Source organism: Herbaspirillum sp. alder98 (assembly GCF_020179755.1).
In the GTDB taxonomy this organism is placed as follows: Bacteria; Pseudomonadota; Gammaproteobacteria; order Burkholderiales; family Burkholderiaceae_D; genus Herbaspirillum.
This window is the reverse complement of sequence record NZ_JAIUCY010000006.1, coordinates 152,013-165,449: the sequence shown is the minus strand read 5'-3', so window position 1 is coordinate 165,449 and position 13,437 is coordinate 152,013. Positions and strand designations below refer to the sequence as shown.

At 61.8% G+C, this 13,437-nt stretch carries 14 protein-coding genes; 4 read left to right on the top strand and 10 right to left on the bottom strand.

Annotation, left to right across the window (positions count from 1 at the left end):
- Window positions 1-21 precede the first annotated feature (21 nt).
- The 4 genes from LBW87_RS15715 to LBW87_RS15700 form a co-directional block, all read right to left on the bottom strand.
- Window positions 22-978: a hypothetical protein gene (locus tag LBW87_RS15715; protein WP_225202429.1), complete on the bottom strand. Its 957-nt coding sequence runs from the start codon at window positions 976-978 to the stop codon at window positions 22-24.
- Window positions 979-1,090: 112 nt separating this feature from the next.
- Window positions 1,091-1,411 carry a type II toxin-antitoxin system RelE/ParE family toxin gene (locus LBW87_RS15710; RefSeq protein WP_225202428.1) on the bottom strand — a complete coding sequence of 107 codons (321 nt, stop codon included), beginning with the start codon at window positions 1,409-1,411 and terminating at the stop codon, window positions 1,091-1,093.
- The gene (locus tag LBW87_RS15705; protein ID WP_225202427.1) at window positions 1,411-1,689 is read right to left on the bottom strand and encodes a type II toxin-antitoxin system Phd/YefM family antitoxin; all 279 of its coding nucleotides are present in this window, start codon (window positions 1,687-1,689) and stop codon (window positions 1,411-1,413) included. Before LBW87_RS15705 ends, LBW87_RS15710 begins: the two co-directional genes overlap by 1 nt.
- A gap of 133 nt (window positions 1,690-1,822) precedes the next feature.
- A complete protein-coding gene (locus LBW87_RS15700; RefSeq protein ID WP_225202426.1) occupies window positions 1,823-2,854 on the bottom strand; it encodes an ABC transporter substrate-binding protein in 1,032 nt (343 codons plus the stop codon).
- Between the two features lie 166 nt (window positions 2,855-3,020).
- Here LBW87_RS15700 and LBW87_RS15695 point away from each other — a divergent pair, with 166 nt between their 5' ends.
- Entirely contained in the window at window positions 3,021-3,635 is a 615-nt protein-coding gene (locus LBW87_RS15695; RefSeq protein ID WP_225202425.1) for a pyridoxamine 5'-phosphate oxidase family protein, read from the top strand.
- A 129-nt stretch (window positions 3,636-3,764) separates the two neighbouring features.
- On the opposite strand, the gene LBW87_RS15690 is transcribed toward LBW87_RS15695, so the two are convergent.
- Both LBW87_RS15690 and LBW87_RS15685 read right to left on the bottom strand, forming a co-directional pair.
- Entirely contained in the window at window positions 3,765-4,427 is a 663-nt protein-coding gene (locus tag LBW87_RS15690; RefSeq protein WP_225202424.1) for an SOS response-associated peptidase, read from the bottom strand.
- A gap of 43 nt (window positions 4,428-4,470) precedes the next feature.
- Window positions 4,471-5,352: a LysR family transcriptional regulator gene (locus LBW87_RS15685; RefSeq protein ID WP_225202423.1), complete on the bottom strand. Its 882-nt coding sequence runs from the start codon at window positions 5,350-5,352 to the stop codon at window positions 4,471-4,473.
- Between the two features lie 119 nt (window positions 5,353-5,471).
- Here LBW87_RS15685 and LBW87_RS15680 point away from each other — a divergent pair, with 119 nt between their 5' ends.
- Window positions 5,472-6,638, top strand: a complete 1,167-nt coding sequence (locus LBW87_RS15680) for a YbfB/YjiJ family MFS transporter (protein WP_225202422.1) — start codon at window positions 5,472-5,474, stop codon at window positions 6,636-6,638.
- Between the two features lie 271 nt (window positions 6,639-6,909).
- Here the strand turns inward: LBW87_RS15680 and LBW87_RS15675 are convergent, their stop codons facing one another.
- Both LBW87_RS15675 and LBW87_RS15670 read right to left on the bottom strand, forming a co-directional pair.
- Window positions 6,910-7,311: a hypothetical protein gene (locus LBW87_RS15675; RefSeq protein WP_225202421.1), complete on the bottom strand. Its 402-nt coding sequence runs from the start codon at window positions 7,309-7,311 to the stop codon at window positions 6,910-6,912.
- Window positions 7,312-7,499: 188 nt separating this feature from the next.
- Window positions 7,500-8,405, bottom strand: a complete 906-nt coding sequence (locus LBW87_RS15670; RefSeq protein ID WP_225202420.1) for a LysR family transcriptional regulator — start codon at window positions 8,403-8,405, stop codon at window positions 7,500-7,502.
- A gap of 171 nt (window positions 8,406-8,576) precedes the next feature.
- Between LBW87_RS15670 and LBW87_RS15665 the strand changes: the two genes are divergently transcribed.
- Window positions 8,577-9,374, top strand: a complete 798-nt coding sequence (locus LBW87_RS15665; protein ID WP_008120335.1) for a transporter substrate-binding domain-containing protein — start codon at window positions 8,577-8,579, stop codon at window positions 9,372-9,374.
- Window positions 9,375-9,542: 168 nt separating this feature from the next.
- Entirely contained in the window at window positions 9,543-11,177 is a 1,635-nt protein-coding gene (locus LBW87_RS15660) for a methyl-accepting chemotaxis protein (RefSeq protein ID WP_225202419.1), read from the top strand.
- Window positions 11,178-11,456: 279 nt separating this feature from the next.
- Here the strand turns inward: LBW87_RS15660 and LBW87_RS15655 are convergent, their stop codons facing one another.
- Window positions 11,457-12,254, bottom strand: a complete 798-nt coding sequence (locus LBW87_RS15655) for a transporter substrate-binding domain-containing protein (protein ID WP_225202418.1) — start codon at window positions 12,252-12,254, stop codon at window positions 11,457-11,459.
- A 54-nt stretch (window positions 12,255-12,308) separates the two neighbouring features.
- Complete coding sequence (locus LBW87_RS15650) at window positions 12,309-13,301, bottom strand: M14 family metallopeptidase (protein WP_225202417.1); 993 nt, start codon at window positions 13,299-13,301, stop codon at window positions 12,309-12,311.
- Window positions 13,302-13,437: the final 136 nt, after the last annotated feature.

Below are 13,437 nucleotides of genomic sequence, written 5' to 3'. Positions count from 1 at the left end.
ACTGCTCCAGCACGCGCGCCATCAGCCATCGGAAAACACGATGTCATACGTGCTGGCCGGGTTGAGCGCCATGTTCATCGGATTGGTGGCGCGGTTGGGATCCTGGTCCTCGATGTCGTAGTCATAGACGCCGGTCTCGGTGCCGTCGCCAATGGTGCGGGTGCCGTCGGAGACCGTGATCAGCTGCGGCCGGCCGTCGTAACTGAGCTTGCCGGCGACGTTGCTCACGTCAGGGTTGTGCACGATGCCGCCGCCCATCGGATTGGTCTGGATCGTGTCTTCGTACAGGGTTTCATTGCCGTTGGTCTCGCCATTGGGGCCGCTGGTGTTGATGCGAATGCCCGGCACATCGTCGCCCGCTTCGAAGGTGCCGGTTTCGCCCGGCTTCAAGGTCATCAGGGCATCGATCTTGTTCGAGTAGCCCGAGGTGTTGCTGCTGTTGGACGAGAAGGCGAAGGTCTGTTCGCGATCGGTATTGTTGGTGACGTTGAAGAAATGACCGTTGCCGGTGCCGGTCGACACCAGTTGCGTACCTTGCGGGCTGGATACCGGATTGTTATTGGTTGGCGTACCCTGTGCCTCGTCCGGATTTTGCTGCGACTGGCCTGGGTCATCGGTGCCGGTGTCGGTGACAGGCGTTTTTTCGACGAAGGAAGGCGGCGTGAAACCACCATCGACACCGCCATCGATATCGCTGCGGTCATAGCCCTGGCCGGGCGAGGTCGGCGCCTGCTGGTCGGATGGTGTGGACGATGGTGAATTCCAGTTCAGCAATTGCGCCAGGATCGCCATCAGCATCGACCCGAAGTCCTTCAGCGCCTGCGTGTCGTTGGGCGTCTGGGCATAGGATTGATCATCGCTGCGGTTCGATTGAGACGGGGAGTATTCGCCGATGTCGTAGGGATCGACTTCCTGACGCCGAGGATTGAAGCTTGACGATGTGCTCCCCCATCCGCTTGCAAGGTCGGAGGTCGGCATTTGAAAATCTAGTTCGAACCGCAGGCTGATTGACATAGTGGCATCTCATGGACGGGTAACAGGACTTGGCCCGTGATGAGTACCGGCGGCTGCGGGGGAGGTTCCGTCTTGTCTATCTTTTCAACAAGCGCTTCATCAACAAGGTCATGAAGTCCTGTCGATTGCTGGCGACGGCATACACGTGGATGTTTTCATCGACACGGCGATAAACCACTTTGTGATGCGAAGTAAAGACATACTGGTAGTCAAAGTTGCCGACCATGGCGAGCTCGTTTATGGCGGTCCCTGGATAGCTCCCCGCATCAACCCGGGCAAGCTTTTCAAAGATTTCGTCTTCGGCTGCCAGCCAATCGGTTTCTGTCCATTTGCCGAGCATGTACTCTTGTAGCGAGTGAAGGTCGGCCAGGGCATCGGGCAGGATGATGATGGCCATTATTGACGATGCTTACGTGCCGCACGAAGCTGCGCGCGCGCTTCTTCGGCACTGACGCCACGGCCTTGCAGCCGGTCCTTTTCACCCATGGCGATAATCTTCAGCACGGCAATCAGTTCTTCTTTTTCCTGAAACTGTTTGACGCTTTCGATCACCATGCTTGCTTCGCCATTCTGGGTGATGACGTAAGGCGTGCCGTTCTGTTCCAGATCTTCCGAGATCTGCGCGGCATGGCTTTTCAGGTATGAAATGGACTTGATATTGGTTGGGGATGACATGGCAACCTCGATGAATGCGGTTGACTGAATTTAGTCCTCAATTTGGTTAGGGTCAAGTAGGGCTTTGTTGTTGCCCGAAATCCCCAAAAAAAAGCGACCTGACTAGCGGTCGCTTTCTTTACCCCTTCAATAATCAGCTACCGCCACCCGCCTGCGCCTCATCAAAGAAGTAATCCTTCCAGCTGGCAGGCCGATGCTTGATCGCGCCGACATCGGCCAGGAACGAAGCCAGCTTGAAGGTATTCTGTGGTTGCAGCGTGTACTGCACGTCGGGCGACGAAATGATTTCCTGCACGAAGCTGACCGGCAGCCTGGAGTTTTCCAGTCGCACATAGATCGCGGCGGCCTCGGCCTTGTTCTTTTGCACGAACACCAGCGCTTCGGCCAATGCGCGGCGCAGCGCGGTAAATGTCTTGGGGTTTTCGCGCTGGTATCGCTCGGGCGCCCACAGGATGTTGAGCGTCGACGGCCCGCCCAGGATCTCGTAGGACGTGGTGATCTTGCGGATCGCCGGATCCTTCAGCTCCTGGAACTGGAACGGCGGGCTCGCAAAGTGCGAATTGACCTCGGTCTTGCCCGACAGCAGGGCGGCCGCAGCCTCGCTGTGCGGCAGGGTCACGGTGATTTCGTCGAAGTGGGCAAACTTGTCTTTGCCAAACTGCTGGGCCGCGGCAATCTGCAGCAACCTGGCATGCAGCGAGATGGTCGTGGCGGGCAGGGCGATACGGTCCCTGGGGCTGAAGTCGGTCAGCTTTTTGACGTCCGGGTTGCGGGTCAGCAGGTAAGTCGGCAGCGAACCCAGCGCGGCGATGGCCTTGATGTTCTGCTTGCCATAGGTACGGTCCCAGATGGTGAGCAGCGGCGGCAGGCCGGTCGAGGCGACGTCGAGCGTGTTGGACAGGATGGCGTCGTTGATGGCGGCGCCGCCCGAGAGCTGCTTCCACTCGACATTGGCCTGCACCCCTTCCTGGGCCGCGTATTTCTCGATCAGCTTCTGGTCGCGCACCACGTGCAGCAGGATATCGCCCACGTCGTACTGATACGCGATGCGCAGTTGCCCTTCGGCCTGCGCCGGTGTTGTCCACAGCAGGGTGGTGGCGGCCAGCGCGGCCGTGACGCCGGCGATCCAGTGGCGTGTGGTCTTGTTCTTGTCGGTAGTGCGCATGCGATGGTCCCCCTTGATTTGCAAAGGGTGTCATCGTATTGACTAAGGATGAGCCCGCCAAAGAATTATTCCGATGATGCTTAGTTGATTTAGTCGTCAGGACAATTCTCTGCGGGTACGTGATGCGACGTTATACTCATCCGCAAATTCGAACCCGGGAGACAGCATGACGCACGACATCACCACCGTCGATCAATTGGAAGCGCTCTATGGCCAGCCTACCGAGCGCGCGCTGCGCAAGCAGATCGATCATCTCAACGAGGACTACCAGGCCTTCGTGCGGGCGTCGCCTTTCATCGTGCTGGCGTCGGCCGGCGAGGAGGGCATGGACTGTTCGCCCAAGGGCGACCCGGCCGGCTTCGTGCATATTCTCGACCGGCACACCTTGCTGGTGCCGGACCGGCCCGGCAACAACCGCGTCGACAACCTGCGCAATATCGTGCTTGATCCGCGGGTGTCGCTATTGTTCATCGTGCCGGGCGTGGGCGAGACGCTGCGCGTCAATGGCCGCGCCGGCATTTCGGTCGATCCGGCGCTGCTGGGGCGCTTCGAGATACGCGGCAAGCTGCCGCGCAGCGTGATCGTGGTCAAGGTCGAGGCAGCCTATTTCCATTGTTCCAAATCGATCGTGCGCTCGGACCTGTGGAACCCGGCCCATCATCTGGCGCGCGAACGCCTGCCCAGCGCCGGCGCCATCCATCAGCGCCTGGCCGGCGGCAACTTCGACGGTGCCGCCTATGACCGTGACTTGCCGCAGCGCACGCAGGATACGCTGTACTGAATTCGGGGGTTGCCTCAATTGCGGGCAGTACCGGCACTCCTAATGAAATCAAGGACATAGCAAGCCTTGAAGACTGTTATCCACAGTTTTGCACACATAAAGCGGGGATAACTTTGGGCGGCTGCGGCGTCAGAACAGGCTCGACTGTGGCGTCTCGCGATAGTCTTTTTCAGCGGGCCTGGCGTGCATCGATGCCGCCGGCGTCAGGTGCAATATCGCGCGCGCCTGCTCGGGCGAAGCGGCGTTGAGCCAGGTGCCATATTGCGAGCGGGGGATGATCACCACGCTGCGCTTTTCTTCGCCCGGCTTGTTGAAACGGCGCATCAACGGGTGCCGGTCGGCGTTGATGGTGATTTGCGTAAACGAAAAACTCAGCCCGCCTTCAGGTTCTTCCCATGCGCGCCACAGCCCGGCCAGGCAGAACGGCCTGTCATCGGCCATGCCGATGGCCCAGCGCTGGGCCTTGCCCGATTCGTAGTTGGGTTCGACGAACCATTCGGTGGGCAACAGGCAGGTCTGGGTGCGATGCCATGCGCTGGCATAGCTGCGCCGCTCGCCGATCGTTTCGGCGCGGGCATTCATGGTCGAGATCGGCATGCCCTGCTGGAAACGCCTGGGCACCATGCCATAGGTGCCGACCAGCAGTTCGGGCGTGCCGCTGGCATCTGCCCGCACCAGCGGCGCGGCATAGTCCTGCCAGGTTTCCTCGGGCCAGTCGCCGATGCCTTCGGTACTGGCGCCGGTCAGCTCGCCGGCGACTTTTGCGGAGGTGGGTTTGTAGTTGACGCACATGGTGAGGAGTGAGGCTGGCTCGGTTCGGGCAGCGATTGTACCGTCACGCGCCGCTGTCGGCGTGGCGAATGGCCGCGGTCAGGAATTCGCCGACGGCGCGAATCCGCGCCGTCGCCCGCAGGTCGGGGTGGGTGACCAGCCACACATCGTAATCGGCACGACGGCGTCGCTCCGGCCAGATGCGCACCAGGTTCTCGCGCTGCCCCATGTAGACCGGCATTTCACCGATGCCCAGGCCCGCCGCCACCGCGCGCCGCAGCATCAGGCTGGAGTTCAGCAGCGCCGCGATGTTGCCTTGCCGGGCCGGCTCATCGAGCAGCAACAATCCCTGTGCAGAAGTGGCGTAGGGCTTGTAGGCCACCAGTTGATGACCGGCGAATTCGGTCTCCGGCTGCGGCTCGCCATGGCGGGCGAGGTAGTCGGCGCTGGCGAACAGGCCGACCGGCCATGACGTGATCTTGCGCACCACCAGGTCCGGATTGTCGGGCTTGACGTTGCGGATGGCCAGGTCGCTCTGGCGGCGCGGCAGGCTCAACATCTGGGTCGAGACGTCGACGTCGACGCTGATGCGCGGATGCAGCAGGCGCAGTTGCGCCAGCGCCGGCAACAGGAAATCGATCGTGATCGAGTCGGTGCTGGTGATGCGCACGGTGCCGGCCAGCGCGTCGTCCTGCCCTTGCAGCCGGGTTTGCAGTTCGAGCGCCGCGCTCTCCATGCGGCGTGCCACGCCCAGCGCCGTTTCGCCGCTGGCGGTGAGCAGGTAGCCGTCCGAGGCGCGCAGGAACAGCGTGCTGCCCAGGTCCTTTTCCATGGCCGCGATGCGGCGCCCCACGGTGGCCTGGTCCACCCCCAATACCCGGGCCGCGCCGCGCAACGTGGTTTCGCGGCACAGGGCCAGAAAGATGCGGGCGTCGTCCCAGTTCATGCAAGGCTTTCGAGGGTGATGCGAAAACGCATCATTGATGTGAAAAAGTGCTGCAACTATACATCAATTGCAGAGGCTATTCTTGGCGCACGTAGCGTCGCTATCGAAAGGATACAAGCATGCAACTCGTTCACCCCGTGGCACACCGCAGCCACTATTTTCCGGCCATCTTCGCCGGACTTGCGGCCAGCCTGGTCGGCATCGGCCTGGCGCGCTTTGCCTATACGCCGCTGCTGCCGGCGATGATCCATGCGCAATGGTTCGATGCATCGCAGGTGGCCTACCTGGGTGCGGCCAACCTGGCCGGTTACCTGATCGGCGCCCTGAGCGGGCGCGCGATGGCGCACCGGCTGTCGCCGGTGACGGTGATCCGCCTGACCACCTTGCTGGCCTCGATCTCGTTCCTGGCCTGCGCCTTTCCGTTGTCGGAGTCGTGGTTCTTCGCCTGGCGCCTGCTGTCGGGCGTGGCCGGCGGCGCCATCATGGTGCTGGTCTCCAGCGTGGTGTTGCATCGGGTGCCCAATGGCAAGAAGGGGCTGGCCAGCGGCGCGATCTTCCTCGGCATCGGGCTTGGGGTAGCCATCAGCGGGACCCTGGTGCCGCTGATGCTGGAGGTCAGCCTGCGTGCTACCTGGCTGTCGCTGGGGGCGCTGTCGCTGATCCTGACCGCGCTCAGCTGGCCCGCCTGGCCGGATCACGATCACACCCGCGTGCGCAGTCCAGCTCCACTCAAGGCGGCCATGCCGCGCGGCCTGCAGATATTGCTGGTGCAATACGCCCTGGCCGCGCTGGGACTGGTGCCGGAAATGCTGTTTCTGGTCGATTACGTCGGCCGCTCGCTGGGCCACGGCACCGCGCTCGGCTCGGCTGCCTGGGTGGCTTACGGTGCAGGCGCCATGGCGGGTCCGGTGCTGTACGGCATGGCGGCCGACCGTTGGGGGGCACGCGGTTCGATTCGCGTGGTGTTGGCGGTGCAGATGCTGGCCGTGGCCGGCCTGGCGCTGACTGGCAAGGTGGCCGGGTTGATGGCGCTGGCGGTGGTGATCGGTTCATTTCCTGCCGGCGTGGTGCCGCTGGGCTTGTCCCGCATGCACGCGCTGGTGCCCGACCAGCACGCCCGCGAGGCGATGTGGAGTCGCCTGACCGTGGCCTTCGCGCTGGCGCAGGCGGTGGGCGGTTATCTGTATTCCGCCGTCTATACCTGGAGCGGAGGCCAGCATGTAGCGACTTTCTGGATGGGGGCGGGGGCTTTCCTGCTGGCGATACTGGTGGGATTTGTCGAGTGATACCGCGGTGTCTTCTGCTTGACAAGCGCATCGGATCAGGGCGCACGCGAGAGTGTATTTCGTGGTCCGGAAGAAGACGCTGGGTACCGGCATACGCCGGTACGACGGGGTACTGATGACATCACCTTCGTCGCCCTGACGAAAGTCAGGGCCCAGCGTCTTTTGCTCTACGTAAGTGCCGCCCGAAAACGGTATGCATAAAAAAGCCACGCCCGAAGGCGTGGCAACAGAGGGTGACTCGTTAAAGTCGCCAGGGAACAGGAGCAGGGCTTCAGCGCACGCGCGCGACGCCCTCAAGGGTGTGAACGATGCGGCGCGCCGTGGTCATCAGGCGCGCATCGTCCAGCGCCGGCAGGACCGCGATCTCGACGTCGAGACCCAGCACCTGCAATCGATAGACGCCATACAGAATGCTCACCTGCAGCGTCACCACATGTTCGCGTGCGGCCGGGCGCAGCTTCAAGACAAATGCGGGGCCGTCGAAATCATCGTCGGCATCAAGCGCGACGAAGTGGTCCTGCGCATCCAGATAGCCGATTTCGCAGGCGCCTTCGCCAAGCAGGCGCAACAGGCGCGCACGCAGTTGCGTCACCACATAGACCCGTGGCAATCCGAAACGCAAAGCGGGCGGTGGCGACTGTGGCACGGGGGAGGATATCGATGGTTGCAGCACGCGGTTCTCCGGATGAACGTTGAAGGCCGGCGCAAGTGTATGCGGATGGGCTATGCATGAAAACTACTCTATATGCATAGGTATCATGCCTGGAAGGTATATCCAGTCCCGGCACCCGATAAGCGCAAAGTATAAAAGTGACATTGCGGCATCGATTGCGTTTTGGGCACAGGATGGTGCCGATTGGATCAGCCCGGCTTGGCCTCGCGTGGGCCGGCGGTGCTCATCACGCGGGCGAAGGCGGCCAGCACCGGATGGTCGACGTCGGCCCGCATCACCAGTTCGACATCGTAGACATCGGGCAGGTCGCGGTGGGGGTGCAGCACCACTTCCTTGGGGCTGTTGTAGCGCGAGACTTCCGAGACGATCGAATACCCCATGCCGGCGGCCACCATGCCCAGCGTGGTGGCGACATCGGCGCCGATCTGTACCAGCCGGGGCGACAGGCCGGCGCGCTGGCACTGATGGATCAGGTAGTCGTGATACACCGGCGAGCGCTCACGGGGAAACCACACGCAGGGTTCATCCTTCAGGTCGCGCAGCCGCAGCGGCGGCTTGCGCGCATAGGGACTGTGCGAAGGCACCGCCAGCAGCAGCCCCGAGCTGAGCACCTTCACGCCCGCCAGCTCGGTGTCGCCCGGGTCGCGCAACGCGACGAAGCCGCCATCGATACGGCCTTCCTTGATGTGGCTCAACTGCTGCGGCGACAGCGACGACTCCAGCATCAGCGCCACGTTCGGGTAGGCACGCTGGAAACGGCGCAGGCGTTGCAGGATCAGCGGATGCCAGGTGTGATTGGGCGAGATGCCGATCCGCAGCGAGCCTTCGAGCCCGGCGGCGGCGCGCAGTGCGCGTTCGCGCGCGGCATCCAGGTCGGCCAGCAGCTTGGTGGTGTCACGCAGGAACTGACGACCGGCAGACGTCAGTTGCACGCCCCGCACGCTGCGCTCGAACAACGGCGTGCCCAGCTGTTCTTCAAGATCGTGGATCTGGCGGCTCAATGCCGGCTGCACGATATTGAGCTTGCGCGCGGCAGCGGCCACGCTGCCCTGTTCCGCCACCGCCGTGAAGTAACGCAAATGCCGGATTTCCATATTCGCTCCTATACCTGGGACAGATATTGTCTGAATAAATTGCTTATCTTTCAAGCATATTGCCGCCGCTGGCACATTCCTTGCAATCATCGCGGATGCGCAGATTCATCCACGCGGCGCGAGGCTACGCCTCAACCCGTATTTCATCGTGTTTTCAAAGAGGGGAAATCCATGAAGTTCGTTAAAACCGTGCTGGCCGTATCGATCGGCTTGATGAGCGTGTATGCCGGCAATGCCATGGCAGATGCGCTGGCCGATATCCAGAAGGCAGGCGTGGTCCGGATCGGCGTGCCGCAGGACTTCGCGCCCTACGGTTCGATCGACTCCTCGATGCAGTTGCAGGGTCTCGACATTGATGTCGCGCGCCTGGTGGGCAAGGGCCTGGGCGTGAAAGTGGAACTGGTGCCGGTGCCGATTTCCAGCCGCATGGCCTTCCTGCAGACCAAGAAGATCGACATGATCATCTCGACCCTGGGCAAGAACGCCGAGCGCGAGAAGGTGCTGGATTTCTCGCAAGGCTACGCCCCCTACAACAATAGCGTCTTCGGCATCGCCAGCATCAAGGTCGCCGGCCCCGCAGACCTGGCCAACCAGACCGTTGGCGTGGCGCGCAGCACCTTCGAAGACCTGATGCTGACCGACAGCGTGCCAAAAAGCACCGTCATCAAGCGTTACGAAGACAACAACAGCCTGATCGCCGCCTATGTGTCCGGCCAGGTGCAGATCGTCGGCACCGGCGACTTCGTGGCGATCTCGCTGGCCGAGAAGCTGCCGACGTCCAAGCCGGTGCTGAAGTACGTCATCAACGTCTCGACCTGCTATGTCGGCATGAACAAGGGCGAGCCGGCGCTGGTGGCCAAGGTCAACGATGCCATCACCGTGGTCAAGAAGAACGGCGAACTCAACAAGATCGTCCAGAAGTGGCTCAATGTCCCGCTGTCCGAGAAGATCGCCACCACCTATCAATAAGTTAGTCCATTGAACGTCGCGGGCCGCCAAGTGCGGCCCGTTGCGTTGTCATCACGGTCGAAAAAAATTCATCCACGATGGCAGCCGCAGATACCCCACAGGAACGTTTCTTGCTGGCAAAATACGGGGCGGCAGCTCGGGGGCCGTCAATCACAACAAGGAAAACAAATGAAGTTCATCGGAAACATGAAGATCGGCAGCCGCCTGGCGATCGGGTTTGCGCTGGTACTGGCGCTGTCGGTGGGGGTAATGGCAATCGGCGTATGGCGACTGCAGGTGGTGTCCGACGTGACCCACGAGATGGTGTCGCAATCGGTGCGCAAGGAGCGATTGATCTCCAACTGGTACGGCACGCTGCGTGCGGCCATTCTGCGCACCATCGCCATGTCGCGCAGCTCGGATCCGACCCTGAATAACTATTTCCTGAACGAAGAGCTGGCGGCCAACCGCGAAATCGTCGGCCTGCAGAAAGAGCTTGCCGGCATGATCGACACCGCCAACGAGAAAGAACTCTACGCCCAGATCGAGCAATTCCAGAAGACCTACAAAGAGGTCTACCTGAAGATGATGGACATGAAGTCGACCGGTGACCAGGACGGTGCCAACCAGGTGCTGATCCAGGAATTCATGCCGATGTCCAAGAAGTTCCAGAACACCATGCAGGCGCTGCAAAAGGCCGAGCAGGAAGAGATCGACAGCGCATCGGCCAATATCGACACGCTGACCCATCAAAGCCGTCAATTGCTGCTGGCGCTGGAAGCGGTAGCGGTGTTGCTGGGCGTGCTGTGCGCCTGGTTCCTCACGCGCGGCATCGTGCGTCCGTTGCAGCAGGCGGTGGGCCTGTCGCGCCGGGTTGCCGCCGGCGACCTGAGCGAACGCCCCGAGCAGAAGCGTGGCGATGAAGTGGGCCAGTTGCTGTCGTCGCTGCGCGAGATGAACGGCAACCTGCGCAACATCGTGGCCAACGTGCGCCAGGGCACCGACTCCATCGTGGTGGCCTCGGGTGAAATTGCCGAAGGCAACCAGGACCTGTCGTCCCGTACCGAGCAGCAGGCCGGCGCGCTGGAAGAAACCGCCTCGGCCATGGAACAGCTCATTTCGACCGTGCGCAAGAATGCCGACAACGCCCAGGAGGCCAGCCGCCTGGCGGCGTCGGCCTCGAGCATCGCCAGCGAAGGCGGCGCCGTGGTGAGCCGGGTGGTGGACACCATGACCGAGATCAACGGTTCGTCCAGGAAGATCGTCGACATCATCAGCGTGATCGACAGCATTGCCTTCCAGACCAATATCCTGGCGCTCAATGCCGCGGTGGAAGCCGCGCGTGCCGGCGAGCAGGGCCGCGGCTTTGCGGTGGTGGCTTCCGAAGTGCGATCGTTGGCCCAGCGTTCGGCTTCTGCCGCCAAGGAGATCAAGCAACTGATCGATGATTCGGTCTCCAAGGTCAATGCCGGTAGCGCCCTGGTCGAGCAGGCCGGCAGCACCATGACGCGGGTGGTCGAGAGCGTGCAGCACGTCAACGCCATCGTCAACGAGATCAGCGTCGCCAGCAACGAGCAGAGCGCCGGCATCGGCCAGGTCAATGACGCCATCGGCCAGCTTGATGGCATGACCCAGCAGAATGCTGCGCTGGTCGAGCAGGCCGCAGCGGCCGCCGCCGCCATGCGCGGCCAGGCCGGCTCGCTGACGCAACTGGTGAGCGTATTCAGGCTCGAGGACAGCGGCGAGATCCAGCTGGAAGAAGCGCCCAAGAAGCGTGGCCTGTTGCCGCTGCTGTCGCGGCGCCGGGCGCTGGCCGAGGTTTGACGGGACGCTCGCTGTTAGTCGTTAGTCGTTAGTCGTTAGTTGTGAAGTGAAAAAGGAGAACTGCGGTTCTCCTTTTTTTATGCCCGGGCGCTTTGTTGATATGCGCTGAAGGTCGCTGGGCCCTGACCTTCGTCAGGGCGACGGAGGTTGAATCATCAGTAGCATGTCGTGCCGGCGCAGGCCGGTACCCAGTGTCTTTCGTCGCCTATCACCTGAATCTCAGGACGAAAAAAAACGGCGGATAAATCCGCCGTTCTTCTCAGGCACGCCTCAGCGATATCACTGGAACGTGGTGGCCATCTTTTGCGACAGCGGCACGTTGAGCCACTTCTTGACGATCGCGTTGAGCTCGCCGCTCTTCTTGGCAGCGGTGATGGCGTCGTTGACCTTGGCCAGCAGGGCAGCTTCACCCTTGTTCAGGCCGACGCTGCAGCTCGATTCGTTGATGATGTACTTCAGGACCGGCTTGTTGTCCGGGGCCTTTTCGCCCAGCGCATAGGCGACGAAGTCACCGGTGCCAACCAGTTGCACCTGGCCCGACACGTAGGCCGAGATCATGGCGTTGTTGTCTTCGTAACGCTTGATGGTGGTGGTCTTGGGCGCGGTTTCGGTCAACTGGATGTCCTGGAAGGTGCCACGGGCCACGCCCACGGTCTTGCCGGCCAGGTCAGCTGCGTTGGCGACCTTGATGCTGGCCACGCCGAAGACGCTGTTGTTGTAAGGCGCATAGGATTGCGAAAAGTCGATCACCTTCTCGCGCTCGGCATTCTTGCCCAGCGTCGAGATCATCAGGTCGGCCTTGTGCGTTTGCAGGTAGGCGATGCGGTTGGCGCTGGCTACTGGAACCAGGGTTACCTTCACGCCCATCTTCTTGCCGATCAGGTTGGCCACGTCGATATCCAGGCCTTGCACCGTCATGTCCGAATTGACCGAGCCGAATGGCGCGAAGTCTTGCGGCACGCCGATACGGATCACGCCGGCCTTCTGGATATCAGCCAGTGCATCGGCTTGAGCGGTGGTGGCGGCGATGGACAGCAGGCCGAACGAAACAGCCAGCATCGATTTTGCAAACTTCATGATTACCCCTTCGAAAAAATTCTCTGTGATTACATACAGCGGGACGACAACCCCTTAGTTGTCCCGCCGCGCGATTTCGCGGCCCAGCCGCATGACCGTTACCCCTGGCCCGATGTGCCGCAAAGACGGCATGACCAACGTGCAGTTGTCATAGGGAGTGACGATCTCGCGCCCGTTTTCGGTCGCAATTAATGTGCCAGCCTTCTCGATGACTTCCATACCGCGATAGTCATCGACAAACACCAGGTCCATGCCTTGCGCCACAACCGGCTCGGTCACCGCGATGAAGCGTTGTGGCGCCAGCTCTTTTTCTTGAAGGCCGTATTGTACGTCGGCAACAGCGAGTGCGCCGGTGATGTGCAGAAAACGCATCGCCACGTCCATGGCCACTTGCTCGCTGGCCTTGGCAAAATGCTGGCCGCTCTCGACCAGCAAGGCATTCCTGGGGCTGGCCGGATCGCCGAAACCGCCATAGTCGCGCATGCGCACGCCATTGGGATGGCCGGCGTCGACGATCACGTGCTGTGGCATGCCCAGTTGTGCGGCCAGGGCCATGCCCTTGTCGAGCGGGCCGCTGACGATCAGCGGCGGCGCGGCTTCGTGCATCGAATGCAGGTCCAGCATGAAGTCGACCGTGTCGATGACCGGGCGCAGTTCACGCGCCCGCCGCAGTTCGCTCGAATCTTCGCTGCTGTCGAGGCGACTAGCGCTCCAGACGCGGTTCATGTCTTCATCGATGTAGCGGGCGGCGTCGGCATTGGCGACGCTGAAGCGCTGATAGGCGGCGACGTTGCCGAAGCCCAGCGTGACCCGTCCGCGCAGCGGGTGCAGCCCCTGGCGCAGCAGGCGGTCGACGGTGATGGCGCCGCTGACTTCGTTACCGTGCATCAGCGCCAGGATCATCACGTGCGGACCCGGCAGGTGACTGTCGAAAGTATGGACGTAGTCGACGCCTGTATTGCCGACGCGCCAGCGGTCGATATCAGGAAATTCAACTTCGATGGGGTAGCTCGGCAATGCTGCGCGAACCTGTTCCAGAGTTTTCATATAAGCGTTCCAACGATTGCGCAACAGGCAGAAAATCGGGCGTCACCGACGCCCCGGTCATGCAAATTCGTGCCGAGTATAGGCAAGCGGATTTGCGCCACTCGTGCCGATTCGGCACAGCCTTGTGCCGTTTGGA